This is a genomic window from Exiguobacterium sp. QJM3NY_9 (assembly GCF_056173545.1).
The window spans coordinates 2,937,340-2,962,025 of record NZ_CM149679.1 but is presented as its reverse complement, the minus strand read 5'-3'; the positions used below and the strand labels follow the sequence as shown (position 1 = coordinate 2,962,025).

General features: G+C 45.8%; 20 protein-coding genes and 1 riboswitch. Of the genes, 12 read left to right on the top strand and 8 right to left on the bottom strand.

Annotated features, from left to right (window positions below):
* Positions 1-38 precede the first annotated feature (38 nt).
* Positions 39-707: a YczE/YyaS/YitT family protein gene (locus AC0VYQ_RS15080; RefSeq protein ID WP_475403922.1), complete on the bottom strand. Its 669-nt coding sequence runs from the start codon at positions 705-707 to the stop codon at positions 39-41.
* A gap of 158 nt (positions 708-865) precedes the next feature.
* On the opposite strand from AC0VYQ_RS15080, the gene AC0VYQ_RS15075 reads away from it, so the two are divergent.
* The 6 genes from AC0VYQ_RS15075 to AC0VYQ_RS15050 all read left to right on the top strand — a co-directional run bounded on the left by AC0VYQ_RS15075 (position 866) and on the right by AC0VYQ_RS15050 (position 6,681).
* A complete protein-coding gene (locus AC0VYQ_RS15075) occupies positions 866-1,645 on the top strand; it encodes a DUF817 domain-containing protein (protein WP_475403921.1) in 780 nt (259 codons plus the stop codon).
* 92 nt (positions 1,646-1,737) lie between these two features.
* Positions 1,738-3,006 (top strand): DUF2325 domain-containing protein, encoded by a 1,269-nt coding sequence (locus AC0VYQ_RS15070; RefSeq protein WP_475403920.1) that lies wholly within the window; start codon positions 1,738-1,740, stop codon positions 3,004-3,006.
* Between the two features lie 67 nt (positions 3,007-3,073).
* Entirely contained in the window at positions 3,074-3,748 is a 675-nt protein-coding gene (locus AC0VYQ_RS15065) for a DUF975 family protein (RefSeq protein WP_214893238.1), read from the top strand.
* 190 nt (positions 3,749-3,938) lie between these two features.
* Positions 3,939-4,043: riboswitch (SAM riboswitch) on the top strand.
* 72 nt (positions 4,044-4,115) lie between these two features.
* Positions 4,116-5,174 carry an LLM class flavin-dependent oxidoreductase gene (locus AC0VYQ_RS15060; protein ID WP_214893240.1) on the top strand — a complete coding sequence of 353 codons (1,059 nt, stop codon included), beginning with the start codon at positions 4,116-4,118 and terminating at the stop codon, positions 5,172-5,174.
* Positions 5,171-6,118, top strand: coding sequence for an ATP-grasp domain-containing protein (locus AC0VYQ_RS15055; RefSeq protein ID WP_475403919.1), 948 nt, complete (start codon positions 5,171-5,173; stop codon positions 6,116-6,118). Before AC0VYQ_RS15060 ends, AC0VYQ_RS15055 begins: the two co-directional genes overlap by 4 nt.
* A gap of 104 nt (positions 6,119-6,222) precedes the next feature.
* Positions 6,223-6,681: an SRPBCC family protein gene (locus tag AC0VYQ_RS15050; protein ID WP_214893244.1), complete on the top strand. Its 459-nt coding sequence runs from the start codon at positions 6,223-6,225 to the stop codon at positions 6,679-6,681.
* Between the two features lie 85 nt (positions 6,682-6,766).
* On the opposite strand, the gene AC0VYQ_RS15045 is transcribed toward AC0VYQ_RS15050, so the two are convergent.
* Both AC0VYQ_RS15045 and AC0VYQ_RS15040 read right to left on the bottom strand, forming a co-directional pair.
* Positions 6,767-8,653, bottom strand: coding sequence for a PhoX family protein (locus tag AC0VYQ_RS15045; protein ID WP_475403918.1), 1,887 nt, complete (start codon positions 8,651-8,653; stop codon positions 6,767-6,769).
* Positions 8,654-8,818: 165 nt separating this feature from the next.
* The gene (locus tag AC0VYQ_RS15040; protein WP_088838229.1) at positions 8,819-10,441 is read right to left on the bottom strand and encodes an ABC-F family ATP-binding cassette domain-containing protein; all 1,623 of its coding nucleotides are present in this window, start codon (positions 10,439-10,441) and stop codon (positions 8,819-8,821) included.
* 294 nt (positions 10,442-10,735) lie between these two features.
* Here AC0VYQ_RS15040 and AC0VYQ_RS15035 point away from each other — a divergent pair, with 294 nt between their 5' ends.
* The 4 genes from AC0VYQ_RS15035 (at position 10,736) to AC0VYQ_RS15020 (ending at position 15,089) form a co-directional block, all read left to right on the top strand.
* Complete coding sequence (locus AC0VYQ_RS15035; protein ID WP_029332086.1) at positions 10,736-11,602, top strand: prohibitin family protein; 867 nt, start codon at positions 10,736-10,738, stop codon at positions 11,600-11,602.
* 258 nt (positions 11,603-11,860) lie between these two features.
* Positions 11,861-13,336 (top strand): hypothetical protein, encoded by a 1,476-nt coding sequence (locus AC0VYQ_RS15030; protein ID WP_475403917.1) that lies wholly within the window; start codon positions 11,861-11,863, stop codon positions 13,334-13,336.
* A gap of 15 nt (positions 13,337-13,351) precedes the next feature.
* On the top strand, positions 13,352-14,059 hold the full coding sequence (locus tag AC0VYQ_RS15025; protein WP_475403916.1) for a WxL domain-containing protein: 708 nt from the start codon (positions 13,352-13,354) through the stop codon (positions 14,057-14,059).
* 16 nt (positions 14,060-14,075) lie between these two features.
* Positions 14,076-15,089, top strand: coding sequence for a WxLIP family cell surface protein (locus AC0VYQ_RS15020; protein ID WP_475403915.1), 1,014 nt, complete (start codon positions 14,076-14,078; stop codon positions 15,087-15,089).
* Between the two features lie 48 nt (positions 15,090-15,137).
* Here AC0VYQ_RS15020 and pepT read toward each other — a convergent pair whose 3' ends face one another.
* Positions 15,138-16,370, bottom strand: a complete 1,233-nt coding sequence (pepT, locus tag AC0VYQ_RS15015) for a peptidase T (RefSeq protein WP_475403914.1) — start codon at positions 16,368-16,370, stop codon at positions 15,138-15,140.
* 108 nt (positions 16,371-16,478) lie between these two features.
* Here pepT and AC0VYQ_RS15010 point away from each other — a divergent pair, with 108 nt between their 5' ends.
* Positions 16,479-17,468 carry a zinc-binding dehydrogenase gene (locus tag AC0VYQ_RS15010; RefSeq protein WP_475403913.1) on the top strand — a complete coding sequence of 330 codons (990 nt, stop codon included), beginning with the start codon at positions 16,479-16,481 and terminating at the stop codon, positions 17,466-17,468.
* A gap of 110 nt (positions 17,469-17,578) precedes the next feature.
* Here AC0VYQ_RS15010 and AC0VYQ_RS15005 read toward each other — a convergent pair whose 3' ends face one another.
* Complete coding sequence (locus AC0VYQ_RS15005) at positions 17,579-18,766, bottom strand: class I SAM-dependent rRNA methyltransferase (protein WP_475403912.1); 1,188 nt, start codon at positions 18,764-18,766, stop codon at positions 17,579-17,581.
* A 448-nt stretch (positions 18,767-19,214) separates the two neighbouring features.
* Between AC0VYQ_RS15005 and AC0VYQ_RS15000 the strand changes: the two genes are divergently transcribed.
* Positions 19,215-19,619, top strand: a complete 405-nt coding sequence (locus tag AC0VYQ_RS15000; RefSeq protein WP_475403911.1) for a (deoxy)nucleoside triphosphate pyrophosphohydrolase — start codon at positions 19,215-19,217, stop codon at positions 19,617-19,619.
* On the opposite strand, the gene AC0VYQ_RS14995 is transcribed toward AC0VYQ_RS15000, so the two are convergent.
* The 3 genes from AC0VYQ_RS14995 to AC0VYQ_RS14985 form a co-directional block, all read right to left on the bottom strand.
* Complete coding sequence (locus AC0VYQ_RS14995; protein ID WP_475403910.1) at positions 19,594-22,758, bottom strand: DUF3427 domain-containing protein; 3,165 nt, start codon at positions 22,756-22,758, stop codon at positions 19,594-19,596. The two genes, AC0VYQ_RS15000 and AC0VYQ_RS14995, sit on opposite strands and share 26 nt — an antisense overlap.
* 438 nt (positions 22,759-23,196) lie before the next feature.
* A complete protein-coding gene (locus tag AC0VYQ_RS14990; protein ID WP_475403909.1) occupies positions 23,197-23,643 on the bottom strand; it encodes an OsmC family protein in 447 nt (148 codons plus the stop codon).
* Positions 23,644-23,752: 109 nt separating this feature from the next.
* A complete protein-coding gene (locus tag AC0VYQ_RS14985) occupies positions 23,753-24,685 on the bottom strand; it encodes an aldo/keto reductase (protein WP_214893272.1) in 933 nt (310 codons plus the stop codon).
* Between the last annotated feature and the right edge of the window lies 1 nt (position 24,686).

Genomic DNA, 24,686 nt, shown 5'->3' with positions numbered 1-24,686 from the left:
GATACCATTTCTTTCGAAACGATATCGAGTCAGGCGGCTCAGCTGATTTTTTGTTCGTTCGGTCGAACGACCCCAGCATCGATTGCGGCAATCATCCGCCGGAAATAGACTAACCAAAATTGAAGAAACGGTCCAATCAAAAAGATCGAGAGGATGGTCCCGAAAAAGACGGGGCCACCGAGTAACCAACCGAGACCACATGCCGTTATCTCCATGATTGTCCGCATCATCCGGATTGAGGTTCCGAAACGATCCGCTAACGTCAAGGTCAATCCGTCACGTGGACCGGCGCCGTATCCGACGGCGACGTATAGCCCTGCCCCTATGCCGATGATGAAAATACCGAAGATGAGCCATACAGCGTTTAGCCAGACAGCTGAAAACGACGGAAGCAAATGAGAACCAAGTACGAGGTTCATGAAGACACCGACGAAAATTGCATTGACGAGTGTCCCGACTTGCGGTCGAATCCGGTCGAGTAAGTATTTGACGAGGACGAGCAGCAGACCGACGAGAAGAATGACCGTCCCGACTGACAAAGGTGTTTTGTTTTGAAGACCGAGATGCAGGACATCCCAAGTCGAGACACCGAGGTTAGCGGTGATCATGATGGAGGAACCGACGGCGAGTAAAAAGAGACCGCTTAAAAATAAGAACCACTTCAACGTTGCGCGCAGCAACCAGGACGTATGGAAACGTTTGAACATCGTTGCGTGTCACCTCGATTCAATAAGATACGTATTCGTTAACTGTATCACGTTCGTGGACTAAAGCAGAAGCAACAAATTGTCGAATGTCCAACTTGAGAAGGAGGGAGGTACGGCGAACGTCTCGTATACTTAAAGAAAGAAGAGGAGGGACGTCGATGCGATTGATTCGCCATCTCATCCGTTTTACATATCTTGAAGCGCTCTGTTGTATCTTTCCAGTAGCCATCTTTGCTGCACTCGCCTTATCACGTTATTTGCCGAGTGAACCGATTGCCCGTTATGACATCCTGTTACTGTGGTGTCTGTTCGTCCAAGTCGCCTTACTCGTGACCCGTTATGAAACGAAAGAAGAGTTCAAGCTGATTCTTATTTTTCACGTCATCGGATTAGGACTTGAGCTGTTTAAAGTCCACGTCGGTTCATGGAGTTATCCGGAAGACGCATTTTCGAAGGTGCTGGGTGTTCCGCTCTATGCGGGCTTCATGTATGCCAGTGTCGCGAGTTACATCTGTCAGGCATTTCGGCGACTTGATCTTCGGTTTACGTCCTTTCCACGTCCGACCCTCGCACTTGCTGTCGGGAGTTTGATTTACTTAAACTTTTTTACGCACCACTGGATGCTCGATTTACGGTGGTTCTTGATGGGACTCGTCATCGTCGTCTTCTTTAAATCGTGGGTCTACTTCCGACTAGAGGATACGATTTACCGTCTCCCGCTTGTCTTATCATTTTTACTAATTGCCTGGTTCATTTGGCTGGCGGAAAACATCGTCACCTTTTTTAAGGGCTGGGTCTATCCGCATCAGCAAGAGGGGTGGGCACTTGTCGATTTTGGCAAATTATCGTCTTGGTTCTTACTCGTCATCATTACCGTCTTGATTGTAGTCGTCGAAAAATACCGAAGTGGCGACTCCGCAGTCGAAGTTAAATCGTAACCCATAACAAAAAAATACCAGGTTGTTTTTTTGCGCGGGTGAAGCATCATGACCTTGCTATAGTTGGAAAAAATAGCAAAGGGGTTTTTAACATGATGCATCACGTAATCGAACGAGCGAAGGAGTTAGTTACAAGCAAACTGAACATCGTCGAGACAGCAGACGACTGGGGTTTGTTACTTGAAGAAATCAACGGAATCGATGAATGGGTCCAGCTGTCGCAGTACTACGCGCCACGTCAAACAACGACGAAACTAGTAGAACGTCAGGAAACACCATCTAGCCTCCCGATCAAAATGATCCAGGAACGGAAGGAAGAAGTTGAACGGACTGTCGAACAACGGTATTCCTATACGTTTGAACGGCAATTAAAGGGTGGCTCGTTACGGGAATGGCCAAACAGTCATGTCTCAGAAACAGAAATCCGTGACTGGAACCTGGAGCATGGGATGGAAGTCCGTGTCCAAGTCCTACATCAAGATGAGCGCCGGACGTCGCTTGAAATCTTAGCCGTCGTCGCGACGGATCAAGTAAAACCACTTGCAGAGCGAATCGTTTTTGAAAAGTGTATCGTCAAGAACCATGGCATCATCGAAGCGACGATTGACGGTCCACTGCAAGATGAGACGGGAAAACCGTTCTATTACACGACACCACTCGAAGACATGCGGTTCTTCCAACTGAAAGCAGGTCAACTCGTCGACCTCGTCATGTGGAAAGGTCATCCGGAGACATTAACGATTGTCTGGAAACACGCATTTCATTACGAAGTACCGACCATGACGGAATTACCGGCACGCGACGTATCGAGTGGTTCGCCCGAGTCCGTCACTGCGTCACCTGCAAACAAACAGACGAAAACAGGACGCTACGACAAGATGATGCAACGGAAACCGAAGGCGAAGAAAGTCAAAAAAGAGCGGCGCCTCCGGGAAAAGAAAGTCCAGCAACTCGAACGTCTCGATACGACGACATTACCAGGTCAACCAATCGAATTCGTCGATAAAACGGCACTCGATTTTGCTTCCTACGACGGCATGCGTCTCGTCATCGTCGGTAATGAGCAACAGCGCGCCGTCTACCGCGACTTCTTTGCGGAGACAGGGATTGAATTAATCCATCTTGGCGGTGACGCCCAAGCTGCGAAAAAAATTGCCTGTCTCGCGAAAAAGACAGATGCGATCGTCGTCATCAAAAGTCGCGTCTCCCACGCAGCAGCGGCACATGTTCTCGTGCAAGCAAAAAAGCACGATATTCCGTTTGCGATTGAACGACTCGATGGACGACGCTCTTTGTATACGGCGTGCCAGCAACAACTTGAAAAAGCAATGGTCCAACGTTTACTAAAAGACGAGCGTTAAAAAGTGAAACCTCCTCAAAAATAAACCGTAAAGAAAGGTAGCACTTATTTTTGAGGAGGATCTTTCGATGTCAAAACAATTAAAATTAGCAGCGCGCGAGTCGTTGCAGGGACGATGGGGCTTCATGGCATTAATGATGTTGTTGTTCTTAATCATTCAAGGCGTTCCGAACGGATTTGCGTCCTCACCCGAAGAGGATTTCCAATTTATCGACCTGATTGGTATGCTCTTGACGGTGTTGACCTTACCGGTTGCAATGGGATGGTCATGGCTCGCCCTATCCGTTGCCCGAGACGAGCAGACGAAAGTCGCAGATTTGTTTGAGCCGTACAAAATGTTCTTGAAAGCCATTGGAGTGTCAATCGTCCAAACCTTTTTCTTAGGGCTATGGTTCTTACTTTTCATCATTCCAGGAATCATTAAGTCATTCTCTTACATGTTGACGTATTACATCATTCGGGACGAACCATCGATTGGCATCCTTGATGCCATTACGCGTTCACGCCAAATGATGGATGGACACAAAAAAGAGGCGTTTTTCCTCGTCCTTTCGTTCATCGGTTGGTTCTTGCTCGGAATCATTACGCTCGGAATTGGTTTCCTCTGGATTGGCCCGTACTTCAGCGTCACAATCGCGAAGTTCTACGATCGCGTGCGTGGGGAAGAAGTTTCGACGACTGGTCACCGGACAGCCATGATGGATGCAAATCACAATGACTCACCGTTCGTATCACCAGAATGAATTGATTTTGAACAGCACCATACAAAGCAGGGATTGCCATCTTAAACCGATGCGCAATCCCTGTTTTTAGCTTCTAGACAAAGAAGTATCAAGAAACAGAGTGATTTTCCAAATGTTTTTTAATTCCGATAGGAAAAGAAGGTTTAAAGGTTGCTTTACTCTGCTAAAAGATGTACGCTAATTTCAATTATTCTTATCACGAGAAGTCGAGGGACTGGCCCGACGACACTTCAGCAACCCCGCATGAGCGGAAGGTGCTACTTCCAAGAGGAATTTATTCCTTTGAAGATAAGAGCCGACAGTAGACATTCGTCGCTCTTTTCTAAACGAAAAGAGCGATTTTTTATGCAAAAAGGGGGCACAGGGGATGGAATACGGATTTTGGTTACCAATCTTCGGAGGTTGGTTACGAAACGTCGAGGATGAACAAATGCCGGCGACATTCGATTATGCGAAACAAGTCGCACAGACGGCAGAACGGATTGGCTTTTCTACGACATTGATTGCAGAATTGAATTTAAACGACATTAAAGGAATAGCCGAACCGAGTCTTGAGGCGTGGACGACGGCAGCGGCGATTGCGGCGACAACGGAACGTTTGGAAATCATGACAGCCGTCCGGCCCGGTTTTCATAATCCGGCGACGACAGCGAAAATGGCGGCGAACCTCGATCAGTTGAGTAACGGACGTTTTACGCTCAACGTCGTTTCGGCCTGGTGGGAGGAAGAAGCCCGTCAATACAATGGGATATTTACAGCCCATGACGAACGATATGCCCGGACGGAAGAATTCGTGACGGTCATGAAAGGATTATGGGCGGACGCATCACCCTACAGTTTTGACGGAGACTACTATCAGCTGGAACGGGCAGAGCTTCACCCGAAACCCGTTCAGCGTCCCGGAATCAAGCTCTACGCTGGTGGTGAGAGTGAGACGGGGAAACAGACGATCGTCAATCACTGTGATGCCTATGTCATGCATGGGGGAACGGTTGATGAAGTCGCGACGAAAATTACGGATATGAAAATCCGCCGCGCGGCGACCGGGAAGCAGCCGCTTGCGAGTTTCGGACTGGCAGCCTATATCATCTGTCGCGAGACGGAAGAAGCGGCGCTCGAAGAATGGCGCCGGATTACGAACGTCAAGGAAGACGGTGCCGGATATGCCGGATATGACGACTTCGTCAGTAAATCGCAACTCGAACAACAGGTCAAACGAAATGACTATTCGGTCTCAAACCGTGGACTGCGTCCGAACCTGATTGGGACGCCGGATCAAATCGCAGAACGGATTCTTGAATTTGAAGCGGTCGGGGTGACGTTGCTCTTGCTCCAATTTTCTCCGCAACTCGAAGAAATGGAACGCTTTGCCCGCGAGGTCATGCCACGTGTCGAAGCGAAACGAAAGGTAGGTCAACTAAAATGACGAAAATTCATATCTTACACGAAAATCAGGAATGGACGGATCATTTAATCAAGCGACTCGAGGAACTCAACTTACCGTATGAACAGTGGCACCTCAACGAAGGGGTCGTCCCGCTCGACGAAACACCACCGGAAGGCGTTTTTTACAGCCGGATGAGTGCCTCGTCCCATACACGCGGACACCGGTATGCACCAGAATTGACGGAAGGGGTCCTCGCTTGGCTCGAAGAACATGATCGGACCGTTTTCAACGGAACCCGTGCGTTACGACTCGAGGTCAGTAAGATCAACCAATACACCGCCTTACGCAAAGCAGGTATCCGTGTTCCGAAAACGACGGCAGCCGTCGGACGTGATCAAATCGTCCAAGCCGCTCAAAACATCGGAGTATCGTCGTTCATCACGAAACACAATCGTGCCGGTAAAGGACTCGGCGTTCAATTGTTCCACTCGATTGAAGCACTCGAGACGTATCTTGACGGACCGACATTCGATGAGCCGGTCGACGGCATCACGTTGATTCAAGAGTACATTCAAGCACCTGAACCGTATATTACGCGTTGTGAATTCGTTGGTGGTAAGTTCGTCTATGCGGTCCGTGTCGATACGTCGGAAGGATTCGAGCTCTGCCCCGCGGATGCTTGTGTCATCGATGATTTGTTCTGCCCGGTTGGGGAAGAGGCGGCAGAGACACCGATGAAATTCCAAGTTGTCGATGGGTTCGATGACCCGATCATCGCTCAGTATGAAGCGTTCTTGCAGGAAAATAAAATTGCGGTCGCCGGGATTGAGTTCATCAAGGATGCGGACGGGACGATTTATACGTATGACGTCAACACGAATACGAATTACAATTCGGACGCTGAAGCGGCAGCTGGGAAGTTTGGGATGCTGGAACTCGCCAAATTCCTCGGTCATGCGTTAGAACGTCAAACCGTGAAGTGAACATCGAAAACCACTTGAAGTAAGAAAAATACCCTGATTGTGCCGTAGTCGAGCGTTAGAACGACGGACATCAGGGTATTTTTAAACTAAAAGGAGGTGGTGTCATGGTGACGTGGCGTGAAGAAAAAGTACTTGCGATTCCAATCGAACAGGCGTGGCATCTGTTTGATCACGATCGACTGCAACGACTCATTCCGGGGGTAGTCCAACATGAGGTGATTGAACGTAAGCCGGGCGTCGTCGGATCGACGTACCGCCAAACCTACATGCAAGGGAATCGTCTTGAAACCTACATCGTGACCGATCTCGCTTATACGAATGAACCGGACTATAAACAAAATACGATTGGTTTTACGTTAGCGAAGATGTTTCGCCTTGAGATGTCGTTTGCGCTGAAGCGAATCGATGCGACGAACTGTCGTTTGATTTACACGGGGAAAAATGAAGGCGTCAACTTCGTCGGTCGCAGTCTCTTATCGTTAGGCGGAGAACGTGAAAACGAGAAAATCGTCAAAGGATTTCTCGAGCGGCTCGAAACAGAGGTTAAACAAATCCAAAACTAAAAACAGGTGTCTTCCCTTCCGGTCATGACGGAAACGGGGAGACACCTGTTTTAGTGAAGAACGACGCAGTCGTTCGTTGTTCTACTTAATGGTGGTGCGAGTATGATTTTGTGCCTGTCGGAAGACCGGAGAGGTAGCCGACACCACCTGTTTTTTGGATGCCGATGCCATCTTGCATCGCTTGTTCAAGTTCTTTTGGGTCAACTGCTGTGATCTGCTTGCCGTCAAGACCTTCACCTGGGTGTTGGTAGTTGCTGAGCAAGTAGCTATAGCCACCGACACGGTCGAGCGAACGGAGTCCGGTCGCTTCTGCACCGACGGGAACCGACAGGATACGTGAGAGTTTCTTCGTTTTCAAGTCGTATGCCCAGACGAAGTTATTCGTGTGCAGTGAGCTGTCCTCACCGATGAACAACGTATTCGATGCAGCAGAGTAAGCGAGGTTATCCGGGTTTGCGACGAGGTTCGGATTCGCTGTGTTTCCGTAAGCATCCGGTTGCGCTAAATCTTCACCGATGACAAGGGCGTTCATCCGTGTTGGGACATAAGAGCTGTCGATTTTTTTAGCACGACCGAGATCGAGTTCATACGTCACGCCAGATTCACGTTTTTCGAACTGGATGTCATCTTGGACGGCACCGGCTTGTTTTTCTGTGCTACCTGACACGTAGGACAGCGCGATGTATGCTTTCTTGTCTTTTTCGTTGACCGTGATGCCTTCCATCTTGTTGAACTCAGATGTCGCACCGAGTATCGCACCATAACGACGTGATTCGAGGAAAGCAGCTGCTTTCTCCATGCCTGGTTTCACTTTCAAGTACTCGACGTTTTTGCTTGCTGCCGTTTTGACTGCTGTGAAACCAGGTGTCGGTTCAGTCGCCGTTTCGAAGATGTCACTGAATGTCGTCCCGTTGTCGATGATCTTTTTGACAGCAGCATCTGACGAATGGCCGAGTTTAATCCATTCGAGTTTACCGGCGCCGCCTTCAGTCGCCTTCGTTTGGTTGAACTTTGCTGCGTAAAGTGTTCCTTTTGAGAAGTCTTTTTTCTTATCCGCGACGTACATGAACATCATCGTGTTATTGCCGTCATCTCCGAAGATTGCCGTTTTTTGGTCAGGCAAGACTTGCATCATCTCGTGTGAGAAACGACCTGTACTGTAGTGCTTGACGACAGACGATTGTCCTTTACGGTCGACTGAGATTTCAGGTGTGAAACCGTAGAAGTATGGGTTGGCTTTACTTGCGTCACCGAAGTAACGTTCTGCGAATGCAGAGACTTCTTTATACGCGGATGAATTTGAATCGGCTTCGAACGCACGCGCATCCGGCTCGTATTCTTCAGAACCAAGGTGTGTTCCCCATGGTGTCGTTGATCCGTTACATGGTGTCCACAGTCCATTGACGTTTTTGAAGTCGATTTTGCTCGATTTTTTGACCGCCAGTTTACCGGTCTTTTTATCCTGTGTGACTTCTGTCAATGTCATCGACGCCGGGAGTCCGCGGACGGCGTTGCCTGCATTGTCGATTGAATCGTATTCGAAGTGCGAGACCAAGTACTTCTTACCGTGGACTTCGAGTAAGCTGTTCGAGTCCGGTGCGTCCGAGACGAATGCTTCCGGCTTATCAGGAACACTGCGATCGATGATTGGATCACCATTGACATCGATGGGGGTACCGGCTGCGATTTTTTGTCCTTTATTGTCGACGATTTTATCTTGCGACAAGAACAATTGGTTGTAATCGAGTGCTTTTACTTCTGTTTTACCATTCTTATATGTGATTTTAACTTTAGCATCTGTATATGTTTTAACCATTTGATCAATCGTCTTTGGTGCATCCATCGATAAAAATTCAATGTGTTTGATGGCTTGATGTGAACGATGTTCGTTTGATTTAGCATCTGCGAGTGTTGGAATCAGACTCGATGATAAAAGTGCTGCCGATAGACCGACAAGAAGTGTACGTTTCATGTTTGTTTCCCCCCATGTTGTTTTAAACTCGTGTTGTGGCTACGTTCTTAATTAAAACAAGCGATTGTGTAGGCGGTGTAAAGAAAGCGAGACAGTCTGGTGTCGGAAGGTTAAGAATGGATTTACAAAAAAAGACTGCCCTTTATTTAAAGGACAGTCGGCAGATCAATGTGCGTATAACGCAGTCAATTGTTGTTGAATCGAGTCGTTGTTGAGGTACTCGTCGTACGTCGTTTCTTTATCGACGATGCCGTTCGGTGTGAGTTCGATGATGCGGTTCGCAATCGTTTCGACGAACTGATGGTCATGCGAGCTGAAGAGCATCGCACCTTTGTAAGCAATCAAGCCATCGTTGAGTGCTGTGATCGATTCGAGGTCTAAGTGATTCGTCGGATCGTCAAGGACGAGGACGTTTGAACCACTGAGCATCGCTTTCGATAACATACAACGGACTTTTTCTCCCCCAGAGAGGACTGACGCTTTTTTCATGACTTCTTCTCCGGAGAAGAGCATCCGACCTAGGAAACCACGGAGGAATGTGTCACTTTCATCAGCTGGTGAGTATTGGCGCAACCAATCGAGAATCGTTTTGTCAGACCCTTCGAAGAACTCCGAGTTGTCTTTTGGCAAGTACGATTGTGACGTCGTAACACCCCATTTGAATGTCCCGCTGTCTGCTTCCATTTCACCCATCAAAATTTTAAACAGTGTTGTGATGGCGATATCGCTTTGGCTGATGAACGCCACTTTGTCTGTTTTATTTAATGAGAAACGGACATTGTCGAGGACTTTGACGCCATCGATTGTCTTCGAGAGACCTTCAACCGTCAACAAATCGTTTCCGATTTCACGTTCCGGTGAGAAACCGACGAACGGATAGCGGCGTGATGACGGACGGATGTCATCGAGTGTGATTTTATCGAGCAACTTCTTCCGTGATGTCGCTTGCTTCGCTTTTGAAGCGTTCGAGCTGAAGCGCGCGATGAAAGCTTGAAGTTCTTTGATTTTTTCTTCTTTTTTCTTGTTTTGGTCGCCAGCCATCCGTGAAGCGAGTTGGCTTGACTCATACCAGAAATCATAGTTCCCGATATAGAGTTGAATTTTCCCGTAGTCGAGATCGGCCATGTGTGTACAGACGTTGTTGAGGAAGTGACGGTCGTGGGAAATAACGATGACCGTGTTCTCAAACCCGATCAAGAATTCTTCGAGCCATTTGACGGCTTTCAAATCAAGACCATTGGTCGGCTCATCGAGTAACAGAATATCCGGCTTACCGAACAACGCTTGCGCGAGCAAGACTTTAACTTTTTCTCCACCTGTTAATTCAGCCATTGTTTTCGTGTGAAGGCTTTCTTTGATTCCGAGACCTTGAAGGAGCATCGCAGCTTCAGACTCAGCTTCCCAACCATTCATTTCTGCGAATTCTCCTTCGAGTTCAGCGGCACGCATGCCGTCTTCATCCGAGAAGTTTTCTTTCATATAAATTGCATCTTTTTCTTTCATGACTTCATACAGACGTTTGTGTCCCATCATGACGGTTTCGATGACTTGGAACTCTTCATATTCATAATGGTTCTGACGGAGTACGCCAAGACGCTCACCCGGTGTGATGATGACATCGCCTTGTTGTGCTTCGATGTCTCCTGCAAGAATTTTGAGGAAAGTCGATTTACCGGCGCCGTTCGCACCGATCAGACCGTAACAGTTACCTGGTGTGAACTTGATGTTGACGTCTTCGAATAATTTGCGGTCCGCAAAGCGGAGGCCGACGTTTTGTACTGTAATCATATAGAGATGAACCCTCGTTTCTAGTGTGTGATGTGCTGTTACGAGTGTACCACAAAATGATACGGCTCGTTTCAAGGACAAAGTTCTTTACATGTTAAGACAGATTCTAAAAATAAGCAACCATGGTCATGAAACATTTTTTGAAATCAACCGTATAAGTTAAAGAGACAGGATGAAGGAGGGATGAGAAATCATGGCAACATTGTTTACCTTACTGTTTTTCGCACTCATCGCCTTGTTAGGAATCGAATTGTATAAATATATCCAAGACAAAATTGACAAAGGGGACTCATAATGAGAGAAATCAAACCAAAGAAAAGAATTAACCCAGCGATGATCATCGCCGGTGTAATCGTCGTTGCACTCCTTGCCATGACACCGTTCATCGTCGAACAGATTGAACCGGGGCAAGTCGGCGTCGTCTACAAACCGTCAAGCGGTGTCCAGGACGAAACACTTTCGCAAGGGTGGCACGTCGTTTCACCGATCACACGTGTGACAGAGTATCCGATTCGGACACAAACGAAGTCGCTCGACAATATGACACTCGCGACAAAAGACGGGAAGAACATCGTTGTCGACTTTACGTACAGTTTTGCAGTCTCTCCCGATCAAGTCACGAAAGTATTCAATAAGTTCGGACCGATCGAAATCGATGAAATCGCAGATGGCTATTTGAAACAACGTTTATATGATGCGTCACGAGAGCAAATTTCGAAAGTAACTGTACTCGAATTGTTCGGTGAAGAGTCAGGAAATGTTTCAACGAGCATCCAAACGCAATTTGCAGAAGACGTTAAAAAAATCGGTTTCATCATTGAGGACGTTGCACTCGGTGCTCCGAAACCAGATGAAAAAACACAAGAAGCCATCGATTCTCGTGTTAAAGCCTCACAAGAGCTAGATAAGAAGAAAACGGATCTCGCGATTGCCAAAGCTGAAGCAGAACGACTTCGTGTCGAAGCACAAGGGGAAGCAGATGCGCGTTTGATTGAAGCGCAAGGTCTGGCGAAAGCACAGAAGGAACTTCAAAAAACGTTGACTGCCGAAATGATTCAATATGAAGCTGTCAAGAAGTGGGACGGGAAGTCACCACTTGTGAGCGGGTCGGGCAGCATGGTTCAGTTACCACTTCCAGATCAAGAAACAGAGAAGAAATAAGTAATGAAAGTACACCTTCAGACGAGAAGGTGTATTTTTTTATGGTTTTTTTAAGTAGTAAATTATAATTTTGATAAAATGAAACGATCTAATAAATGAGTTATATCAAGCAAATAAACATATTCCAGGAAAAAAATAAGAAAGATACCTCTTTTTAATTGTAAAATAATTGGTTTATTTTAGTGTTTATAAGGTAATTATTGAAGTGAGTCATGAATGAGTTAATTGTAATTGGTCGTTAGGAGGGGGAGGTAGTGGTTGATAAAAAAATCTCCAATCCAATCTATCCCAACAATACTAGTGCTTAGTATTTTCTTGTCAGGTACACATGCTTTAGCGAATGCAACTTCGACTACGATTAAAGGTAATCCGACGTTAAAAGAATGTGTAAGCATTCTCGAAGCACAACCGTCACCTGACCAAAATGCAATCGATTATTGTGAAAACACCTTGAAGGAAGCAAAAAATGAATTTATCGAAGAAACAAAAAAGGAAGGAGACGATAGGGCAAAGGTTGAGGATCAAGCGGTCGTGCCACCAGAAAACGACGAACTTGATCACATGGAGCCTGCGTCACCGGAAGCACCTTCAACACCCGAGACTGAAATACCCCCGACACCAGAACCTCAAGCACCAGAAGAGGAAGAGTCCCCAACACCCGAGACTGACATACCCCTGACACCAGAACCTCAAGCACCAGAAGAGGAAGAGTCCCCAACATCCGAGACTGAAATACCCCCGACACTAGAACCTCAAGTACCTGAAGAGAAAGAATCACTAGTATCCGAGGATGAATCATCAACTGCACCAAAGTCACAAAATCCTGCATTAGAGGATAAGGAAATACTTGTCGACGAAGGAGCGGAAAAAGCAGAACAAAGAGGAGCACTCGATGTCGCGTTGGTAGGATCGGTCAACCTGACCGCCGCCTATGAAGCAGCGCAAAGGAAAATTACGTTGACTGCGGATATGCAATCCGTTTTGAGTTTAGGATTAGGAAGCAAATACGTGATTTTTCAACTCCCACAGGAAGTGATGCAATCGATTCAGGCAGGGACAATCAGTTTGAGCTATTCCTATACAGGAGTGCTGGGCGCGAAGGTTGCAAATGTACCGGCCAGTTCGATTCAACAAAACGGCAATCAAATTTATGCAGAAGTCGGTTCTTTGCTTGCACTCTCACTTTTATCAAAAGATATCTTTACGTTAAGTTTCAAAGTCAATCCACTTCCGATCGGAACAAATTCAGTGTATACATTTGAAAGTTCATTGACGAGTAGTGTAGTCGATTTGGATGTTTTAAATAGTGGTCTTGGAACGGCGACTTTAACAATCGGTCCCGTATTTCACCTTAAAGTACCTGAAGTCCTCGATTTTGGAACACAGGAAATCAAAGGGAGAGAAGGTGTAATCAATCGAAAAACAGCGATGACGATTGAAATCTCGCATCAAAATGCTTTGAATTATGATTGGAAACTTCGCGCTAGGTTGACGGCACCACTCTCGAGCGAGGGAGGTGATGTACTAGATGACGTGCTGCTTTTTAAAGTCGGTGCGACAAATCAAACGTTACAAACCATTGATAGCGAAATTGCATCCGGGAAAATGGGAGCGACATCAACGATTTTAACGTATGGACTAAGTGAAGGAATCATTCTCGATTTGACAGGGAAACGACCACGAGCTACTACGTATCAGACGCAAATTCAATGGACATTAGTCAATGCACCATGAGAAGGGGAGATTTGAATGAAAAAACAGTCAATCGTTACTTCATTGTTTGCTAGTGCACTACTACTAGGTGGACCGTCCCTCGTATTTGCAGAAACGTCTTCAGGAAGTTCAACCGCGACCATCACTTTTGAGACGAATAAAGCACCCGACATTCTGGATCCAGCCAATCCCGATGATTCGTACACACCTGATCCAGGTAAGGGTGAAAACACACCGACCGGTAATACAGGACCGTTGACACTAGATTATGCCCCGAACTTTAACTTTGGGACACATGAAATTCTTGGAAGTGATGCTATTTTTGAATCGATTGACGAAAAACCCTTTCTACAAGTGACAGACCGGCGTGTCGTGTTATCTGAATGGACGGTTACTGCCAAGCTGAATACGTTCACGAGTGGAGGGGAAAACACATTGCCTGGAGCATCATTATCGATAGCGAAAGGCATCGTGAATACGCCTACCTATAACGTCGGGGCGGCGGCACCCGTGACAAGCGCGATTGAATTGCTTGCGGGTGGTGAAGCAGTAGATATTTTAACGTCGACAGCTGGATCGCCTTACTCTTGGTTACTATCTTGGTTGGGTACTGATGTATCACCTGAGACGGACGGATCACTTTGGTCGAATGCCAACATTACATTGAATGTTCCATTGAATCAGCAAATCAAAGGAACGCACGTCGCGACAATCGACTGGGTATTAACGGATTCGATTCCTTGATTAAGGAGGGGATGGGTTGATTAAACGTGGTATACAGTATCTTGTTGGAGTAAGTGGAGTCATCTATCTACTCATGACCGGAGTAGTCGTCAGTGCCGAGAGTAACGTCAATTTTTCGGTTGAAGCGATACCGAATGAATTTCAAGTGGATTCCGGTGTCACGTATTTCGATTTAAGGATACCTCCGGAACAACGAACTGATATGAAAATTCGGATTTATAATCACGGATCAGACGATCAGTCCTATCTTGTCTCGCTCCGAAATGCGACGACGAACGGGAACGGATTGATTGTATATGAAGAGAAAGAACCATTGAGGCTCGCGGAAGTGTCGCTATCCGAGTTAGCTCGCGTCTCGGAAAAGCCGATTACAATTAAAGCAGGGGAGTCGAAAATCGTTTCGTTGAAGCTGAATTTGCCGAAACGAGCGATTGAAGGGATCCTGCTCGCAGGTATTGAAATCAAGAAACAGGAGAAACCCGAAGAGGCATCCGCAGAAGTCGGTGTTCAAAGTCGCCAAGCTTACGTCATTGGTGTAAAGGTTCGATCATCAATCCGGGAGATTGAACCGGATTTGCTGTTCGAGGGAGTAAAAGCAACTTCCTATCTGTCTCGTCCGAGCGTCCTCGTCACCCTCGCGAACCAAGCACCTGCCATCAGTGAAAAATTTCAGGTGGAAGCTGTCGTCAAAAAAGGTGGAAAGGTCATCGTTCGTAAAGAAATGACGGCTCAATTCGCTCCGACGACATACATGACGTTCCCACTTACATCAATGGGAATTTTGAAGCCGGGAACATATCAACTCGATGTTAAAGTGATTGGGAAAGAAAAAAACTGGACGTGGCAGGATGATTTTACAATTAGTGAAAAACAAGTGGAACAGATGAAAAAAACGGTTCCTGACGTCGAACAACATCCGAATTCGTTCCTTGGAGAAACATCGAAAATGTTGATGATTGTTTCGCTTTCCATCATCGTTCTTTTACTCGGTTACATTTATCACTTGAAACGAAAAGCATCTTCCGAATGATAAACAAGCGGCCCTGCTGAATCAGCAGGGCCGCACGTGTGAAGGTACTTATTTTTTTTCGGCGAACCCGTTTGCGATGGCGACGATGACTTCTGTCGCCTTCACCATGTTGTCGACAGAAATGAATTCGAATTTCCCGTGATAATTTTCGCCACCTGTGAAGATGTTCGGTGTCGGTAATCCCATGTAGGACAGCTGCGAACCGTCCGTTCCGCCACGAATCGGCTTGATGATTGGTGTGATACCACGCGACTCCATTGCAGCATGCGCGATGTCAATGATGTGCATGTGCGGTTCGATTTTCTCCCGCATGTTGTAGTATTGATCATTTAATTCCATTTCGACACTACCGGCGCCGTACTTTTTGTTCCATTCCTCGACGAGCGCCGTTAAGAAGTGTTTTCGTGCCTCGAAGTTATGGCGATCGAAGTCACGGACGATGTAGTGGACGATCGTCTTTTCGACGGATCCATCAAAGGAAATTAAATGATAGAAACCCTCGAACCCTTCCGTGAACTCGGGCGCTTCATCACCCGGCAAGCGGTTTTGGAAGGCCATCGCGTGTTTTTGTGAATTGACCATCTTATCTTTTGCTGTACCTGGATGGACGTTCGTTCCATGGAACGTGATTTTAGCACCTGCCGCGTTGAAACTCTCATATTCGAGTTCACCGAGTGGTCCACCGTCGACGGTATAAGCAAACTGGGCATCAAATGCTTCGACATCAAAATGATGCGGTCCGCGACCGATTTCTTCGTCAGGCGTGAAGGCGACACGTATCCGTCCGTGTTTCACTTCCGGATGGGCAATCAAGTAAGCCATCGCCGTCATGATTTCGGCAATCCCGGCTTTATTGTCGGCGCCGAGTAATGTCGTCCCGTCCGTTGTCATCAGAGTATGCCCGACGTAGTTCGTCAAGGATGGGAAATCGTTCGGTGACAGTACGACGGGAATCGCGTCATTTAAGACAATCGGTCCTCCGTCATATGCATCGACGAGCTGCGGATTGACGTTCGTTCCTGTAAAATCCGTCGCCGTATCGAGATGGGCGAGAAAACCGATCGTCGGAATGTCGGCGTCTGTATTCGCAGGGAGTGTCGCCATGACGTAACCATTGGCGTCGACCGTGACACCCGTCATGCCGATTTCTTTTAATTCTTCGACGAGAAGACGAGCGAGTGTCCACTGTCCTTCCGTCGTCGGGACGGTCGTGCTTTCATAGCTGGATTGTGTGTCGATTTTTGCATATGTAGTCAATCGACGAATCAAATCTTGTTTCAATGAAAAAACGTCCTTTCTGAGTTGAGTTACGTTCATCATATCATGAAGCGATAATATTCGAGTATTCTGAACCATGTTAAAATGGGAAAGAAAAAAGGGGGAGTACAGATGAAAGCATTTGTTGTCGATCAGTATGGGACAGACGCTACGTTAACAGAAAAAGACGTCACACTCGCTGAAACGGGGAAAAACGAATTACGTGTACGTGTTACGGGGACGAGCTTGAATCCACTTGATACGAAGATGTTTTTCGGTCATGTGGCAGCAGCTCCGACAACTGGAATTCTCCAGGGCGATGTAACGGGGGAAATCATCGAAATTGGATCGAGTGTGACGACTTTTTCTGTCGGCGATCACGTCATCGCCTTCGGAGGCGGATTAGGCGAACGATCCGGTGCACTCGCGGAAGAGATGCTTGTCCCGGAAAGCATGGCCGTCTTAAAACCAGCAGCACTGCGTTCGGAAATTGCCGGATGCCTGCCCGTGATTGGTTTAACGGCGATGGAGGCTTTAAAAGAACGGGCTATGGTTCAACAGGGGATGCGACTGTATGTCGTCGGTGGAACAGGTGGGGTTGGTCATCTCGTCGTTCAGCTTGCAAAACATTATGGATGCGACGTGACGGCGAGTGCCGCGAACGATGAAAAAGCGAACTGGCTAGAAGGACATGGGATACAAGTCCATCGGTATCGCGACGAAACGAGTGAAGCGCTACTCGAACGTGTTGCGCCTGATGGTTTCGACGTCGTCATCGATACGGTCGGCGGCGATCATCTGCAAGAGTCGTTCGTCTTAGCGAAAGAACGCGGGAAAATCATCTCAATCGCGACACGGACGACACAAGATTTGACGCAAATGCATAGTAAGGCATTGACCCTTGAAGCCTTATTCGTCGCATTGCCGTTGTTAAAAGGAAAAGCAGATGAGATGCGCCGCCAACAAGAACACCTTACGGAAGTCGCCGGTTTAGTCGCAGACGGAACGATTGAACTTCGAATCGATTCGCGTGTCCCGCGCCAAGTAGAAGCGTTAAACGAAGCGTATAAAACCTTCGACCAACACTCGCATTTCGGAAAGGTCAGCGTATATGATGTTTAATCAGAATGTCGATTAACCTAAAAGATTCGGCGTTTGGTTTATTTTTCCTTTTAATACAAAAAATAATTCTGCTAATCGATAGAAGATTAGCAGAATTGTTTGTTTTGAGCTTATTTACGGCGGACAAGAACGGCTTTACGTTCCGCTTCTTTCAAAGAAGGATGCTCTGGAAAGTCTTCAAGCGAGGAACTTTCCCAAACGATTTCGTACGTTTGACGAAGTTTCTTGAAAGCTTGTTCGACCATTTTCATGAAGCGCTGTTGATCAAATAGCTGACAATCCGTCGTAATCAACAACAGTCCACCGCGATGCGTCATGTGAATCGTTTGTTGGATTAAAGCGGGCAAATCGACTTCGGCACGGAAGTGGCGTGCTTGTGTTTTGACGAGTGCCGGTGGATGGACGATGACAAAATCAAAACGTGTTTTCTTATCAGCTTGATCGATATAATCAAACGCATCTTGGACGAGGATTGTTTGCGCCGCTGGATCAAGCTGATGCAGTTCAAGTTGTTCAATCGTCTTGTTCCGGCTCCGGGTCGAGAAATCGACGCTCGTCGTCTCAAGCGCTCCACCAAGCAGCGCAGCGGCTGTCAACGTCCCTGTATCGGAAAACAGGTTCAAGACATTTTGTCCTGTCGCATGTTGTTTGACGATGGCACGAAGGTCGCGTTGGTTAATGTCGAGACCCGTCCGCATGCCGGCGTCCAGGTGATAGAGAAGCGGAAGACTGTTCTCCTCGAGGACTTCCGGGAAATCTCCCCGTTCACCGGCTAAGAAATCATCGCCTTTGACGGGTTGACCATCAATTTGGAAGGCACGTTTTTCGTAGATGCTCTTAAAGTGGATTAACGACTCAAGGGCAGAGACGATTTCCTGCTTAAATGAATAGATGCCTTCATTTTCGAACGTGATCAAGTAGTGGTGATCAAAACAATCGATTGTCAAACCACCGATGCCGTCACCTGAACCATTGAAGACACGGAACGTATCGATGAGTTCGTTCTCAAAAAAAGCATCGCGCCGGTCGAGAGCAACCTCGATTTTTTCTTTAAAGAAGACGTCATCGATTTCTTGAATCTCGTCCGTCGAGAGCAACCAGCCGAGTCCTTTTTCTTGCTTGCCAAAATAGCCGGTCGCAAGGTATTCTTTATCTTCTGTAGTAAGTCGAAGTAGCGCACCGGCTTCTTTGAGGTGGTTACTTTTTTGGAACAGTTCTTTATAAAGTAAAGGCTGACCATTTTTGATTTGTTCGATAGCCGTCGCTTTGACGACGACAGGATAGATTTCGCGTGGCACATGAGTTCCTCATTTCTGATTGTGGATAAGTAGTCAAATTATAGCATAGGAAAAGTTGTCCACATGTGGATAATTCAAATCGATAGATATTTAACATGTCCTTCGTCGGTTTCTGTGGATAAGTCAAGATGATCCAGGTGGAGATAATTTAAGTGAACGTTCTTCAATCGAACCATCTCTTTCCACTCGCTTTCCATGGGCGAGCAACAAGCCGCGAAGCGGTCCAATGCTTGTCCCGATTCGGGTCTCGTTCAGCTCTGACGAAAACATGACCGGTCATGTTTTCTTTTCCCATAGGAGTCGAGTGGAAACGAAGGTTCTGCTTCGAGAAAAGACCACCTTCGTAATTACGAGGGTGATTTTCTTTTAACTCATGTATAAAATAAATCATCTTCTATACTTATATTGAATGCTATAGACAAGATTTAAAGAAGGGGTGGACGTTATTTTGAAAAAAACAATCCAAGTTGTCGGTGCTGTAATAATTAACTCAAGTAATGAAGTACTCTGTGCCTTACGAAGTGAAGCAATGTCGTTACCGAACTTGTGGGAGTTTCCTGGTGGGAAAATCGAACAAGGAGAACGGCCGGAACAGTCACTTTATCGTGAGATTACTGAAGAATTAAATTGTACGATTCAAGTGAAAGAACATGTTGAGACAACACTTCATGAATACGAAAAAATCATTGTTGAGCTGTCGACATATTATGCGGAAATTGTTGCAGGTATACCTAAAGCGCTGGAACATGCAGAACTTAGATGGGTAAGCGTTCAAAATTTACAACAGTTAGAGTGGGCTCCGGCAGATATCCCGGCTGTTGAAAAAATTATGAGAGCTTTTTCCACGAAATAAATTCTTCTGCCGTCAAAGGCTCTTTTAAGATCCACTCGACATTGATCGGTTTAGAACCTTGACTACTTTTATGAATCAGCTCACCAAAGTACGTAAAAGGTAAGGGACGGCCTTGCTCTTTTTCTGCTTTACGAATAAATAAGTGAATCTTAATACCGCGTTCCTGGTGATGAAGGTAAAGTTCTGCGACTCCTCCGTGTGCTGGAGTACTTCTTTGAGATTGCCAATGGAAGTGCCTTTTATCAATGAAGTAATCTTGATAGTTGAGTTGATCTTCAATCGATTCGTTTTTGTGTAAGTTAACGAACAGTACATAATCTTCCCCTGCTTGTGCGACACCTTTTCCCCACCATGAACCTTCTTGGTGCGGTGACTCGAGTAAACGTTGGATGACAGAGCGATTATACGTCATCCGCGAAATCAACGATTGATTACTTGCTAACCAGACTTCACCTCCCGATAGTTGTTCAAAAGCATGCAGTCCAGCCTGAATCAATTCACTTAAGTATGAAGCTAAGTGTTTATTGGATGATAAAGCTTCTGTCATTTGCGTTGAAAACTGGAAGCATCCATCGTTTAATACAACAAGTAGCGGTAGCCGGTCATTTTTTAGTGGTGTCGACCATCGTTTGAACAAATGCTGAATAAGAGACGAGCGATGGGATATCGCAGAAGTTGGAATCGCAAAGCGGCTTGCAGCTGCCTGAATGATATCATCGACTGAAATCGTTTCTTGGTGTAACAGTAGCTCGACCATCAATAAACTAAAGGGTTCACGAATCGGGAACCAACTTTCGATATGTTCAATGACTTTTCGTGCATCCGGATTGAGCAAAAGTGAGATTTCTTCGTCCGTTGCAACTTTCTCAAGTTGTTTTAAGCGCAGTACACTTTTCCATTGTTGGATAATCGCTTCAATGGCCGGAGCATCACGGTGTGTCACTAAGTCATTGAGTGATGGTGTATCACCAATCATTGTCGTAAGGCGCTGGTAACTTTCACGTAGCTGTTTACTTGTAGAAAACTCAATTTTCTTCATTTGCTCGATAATAAAGTTTTCGGTTACACGATCGAGAATCGCGAGTGATCCTTCTGGTAGGATCGGGAAGTGATTTTGGACGGCGTTTGCGACATGGTAACGATCGATGGAATGGAATGATTGTTGTCCGGATAAAACGAGTGGGGCTACAAATGCACGCTGGCTGTTCCCGATAAAGTCTAAAATCGTCACGTATTCTTTCGAATCATGCTTCCGTAATCCACGCCCAAGTTGTTGGATGAAGATTGTTGGTGATTCCGTCGGACGTAAGAAAAGCATCAAGTTAATTTTAGGGATATCGACACCCTCATTAAATAAATCGACTGTGAAAATGAAGGACAGTGGATCATGTTCATCTTCTAATCGCTGAATGGCTTGTTCTCGTTCTACTTCACTTTGATTACTTGTGATTGCCAATGCTTCGATGTGGTGCTTATTGAATTCTGCAGCCATAAATTCAGCATGATTGATATTGACACAAAATCCAAGGCCGACTTGGGTAGAACCGCTGTTGCCAAATTTATTGATCATCTCGAGGATATATGCCGTTCGGGAAGACCGTTCAATTGCTTGGACTAAATCTTTCTCGATATAAAGCCCATTTTTTTGGGGAATCATTTCATAGTCGATTTCTTCATCATCTTGAATCCCAAAGTAATGAAACGGAGTTAATAAATCTTGAGCCAGTGCATCATAGAGACGAATTTCATAAGCAATATTATGATCGACTAATTTAAAGATATTTAGTCCGTCCATTCGTTCCGGCGTTGCTGTGATGCCGAGTAAAAACTGCGGTGTAAAGTGATTCAAAACCTTTTGATACGATTCTGATGCTGCGTGGTGAAATTCATCAATAATAATGTAGTCGAATGTGGAACGATCGAATTGTTCTAAATGAACTTCTTTTGAAAAAGTTTGAACAGTGACAAAAGTAAATTGTTTATCTGTTTCTTTTTGATTTGCCTGATAGCGTCCGAAAGTAGCTGTTGAATCGGTAAATATTTTTTTAAAAGTCTGTTCTGCCTGAGTGAGTAATTTTCCACGGTGCGCAATAAAGAGTACACGTTTAGCTTCAAATTGTTTTACATCAAAAGCAGCTAAATACGTTTTACCTGTTCCTGTCGCAGCAATCACCATGGCTTTAGTTTGTTTTTTTAAGCGCAACCGGTGAAGCTGTTCTAAGGCCGGGAGCTGCATCTCATTAGGGTGGATCGTGTCATAGTCCACGGATTCTTCAGCAACACGGTCGTTTACAACAAACTGTTTAATCTTTGGTGTTTCCAGATGATGTTGCTCATACTGTTCTAAAATTTCTGTTGTACAAGTAATTGCTTCATTGCTCGTCCATAAATTAGTAAACAACGTTTGCGCTTGAGAGACGAGAGAAGTAAGCGGAGAATGAGGAATTCGGACATTCCATTCAAGGCCATTTGTAAGTGCTGATTTTGATAAATTAGAGGAACCAATAATGGCACTATGTAAATCAGTTTCTCGTGTAAATAAATATGCCTTCGGATGGAATGCTTGATTCTTTTTGATCGGTTCGTAAATTTTAATTTCAACATTACTGAACTGCATCAGTGTACGAAGTGCTTTCGCTTCAGTGATGTTCATATAAAACGAAGTGAGAACACGAATTGGTTTGTTTAATCGTTCCGCTTCTTGAAATGCTGGGACTAACGCTTGAATACCAGAATGTCGAGTGAAACTCACCATCCAGTCCGCTGATTGAGCAGTAGTCAACTCATCAATCAAATGGTGTAATAACTTTTCTTGATTTTCCTGACCGGGTGCGATTAAATCCCAAGCTCTTAATGATTTTTCATATTGAAGTGGGAGCGGTGTTGAAGACGCTGTTAACTGTCGTTGTAATGGAACCGTCAAGCTTGGTTCATTTAATGCGGATAGCCAACGGTTTGTAGTTTCGATCATTTCTTCAGTCAACTGATTTTGTTGAAGATCGACAATCGATTTATAAAAAAGTTCATTTAAATGAGTTAAGAGCTCTGTTGTATAATCTGCTGTTTGAATAGGCGCGCTTTTTGTAGAAGAATCTGTTGTAGAGTGCTGATTCTGTAATTGTTCCTGAAACGAAGACATCCGATTACCTCCAATAAATTCCAAACTAAATTCAGTATACGAAGTAATTGGAAATCGTGCAGCAAGAATCTAATTCCAAATGAAAATTACTCTGCAATTGTTCAAAATAATTGGAGATTTTTTTCTTTTCTTATTTTACTAAAACGATGATGTAAAAAAAGATTCCCTTTTCGTGACTCCTACGGGAAGAAGCGCGTTTTCGCGCTGGCAGAGGCAAGCGAGACCAGGCTCCTTTTCGTCAGAATAAGGAGCCTCGGCTTGCGCCTCGCCCGAGGAAAACACGAAAAAAGGAAGAATCTTTTTTAGACAGGTTCAGACCGCTCTTTATTTAGAGAAAGATCTTCTAATGAAAAAAGGCAACACGAATCCCGTAGGAAAGCATGTTGCCAAAAATGAGCAAAGTATGAAAATCTATTTTTATATGGAAAAAGTCATCGATTAAGCTTCGACTTCAATCACCGCTTCAAGCGAGACTTTTACATTTCCTGCAAGCGCACGGGTAATCATGCACGAACCTTCCGCTTTTTCCGCAAGGCGACGTGCCATCTTGACCATTGCCTCTGTCGTATCGGCAGGTAAAATCAACGTGGGCCGATGAATGATTTGATCATACGTAAAGACCCCGTTCGTCACATCGACGATGCCTTCAGACTCCATCGTCAGCGATACTTTTTTGATGTTGCTGCGCTCGAGCATCGCGGCAAGCGTTATGATGTAGCAGGTTGCGGCTGCGGCAAGTAACATTTCGTCCGGATTCGTCCCGACGCCAGGACCGTCCATCGCTTCCGGAATCGAAATCTTCGTTTTTAAGTCACCGGTCTCGATGTCGCCGATGTCATTTCGGTTTCCCGGCCAGTCTGCTGTTAAGTGAAAATGATGTTTCATTTCAAAATCGCCTCCTCTGTTGTTATCATACGTGTTGTCTTTTTGATTTTCGCGCTATTTGCTCATGAACAAGCCCCCGGTCATCTTGCGACCGAGGGCTTGCATGGCGTTAACTAAAGATTTGATCGATTTTTTTAATGTCTGCATCCGTCAGCTCGACTTCAATCGTTCGGAGCGTATCCGTTACTTGATCGGCACGTTTTGCACCAGGAATGATGGCATCGATGCCATCTTGCGCAAGGTACCAAGCGAGGACGACATGCGCGACGTCAACCTCTTTTTCTTTTGCAATCGGGCGAAGTAGCTCGACTTTTGCTAAGTTGTCTTTGAAGACATCTTCTTGGAAAAGGGGATCCTTCGCACGTAAATCATCGAACTTCGTATTTTCATCATATTTTCCGGCAAGTAATCCGGCAGCGAGCGGGAAGTACGGAACAAATGAAATTCCGTGTTCGCGGATATAAGGCAGGATTTCTTTTTCTGCATCCCGCTTGAACAAGTTGTACTCGCCTTGATAGACGTCGACGTGCCCGTCTTTATTGGCTTCTTTTAATTGTTCGAGTGAGAAGTTCGAGACACCGATCGCTCGGATTTTTCCTTGTTCCTTTAATTCGGCAAGTGCAGCGACCGCTTGATCTTTCGGTGTCGCTTCATCCGGGAAGTGGATGTAGAACAAGTCGATGTAATCCGTTTTTAAACGCTTCAGGCTCTCTTCGACCGACTGTTTCAAAAACTCGGGTGAGTTATCGATGACGACCTCGTCGTCGACGATTTTGTGCGCGCCTTTCGTTGCGAGGATGACGTCTTTGCGTTCGACCGTATCGCTCCACGTTTCACCAACGAGTTCTTCTGAACGTTCTGGTCCGTAAATAAAGGCCGTATCTAAAAAGTTGATGCCGTTCATCAAGGCGACACGGACCAAATCGCGCCCTGCCTGTTCATCGAGATTCGGGTAAAGGTTATGCCCCCCGACGGCATTTGTTCCGAGACCAATCGGGTGAACCATGAGATCTGATTTTCCGAGTTTGACTTTCGTATCCATA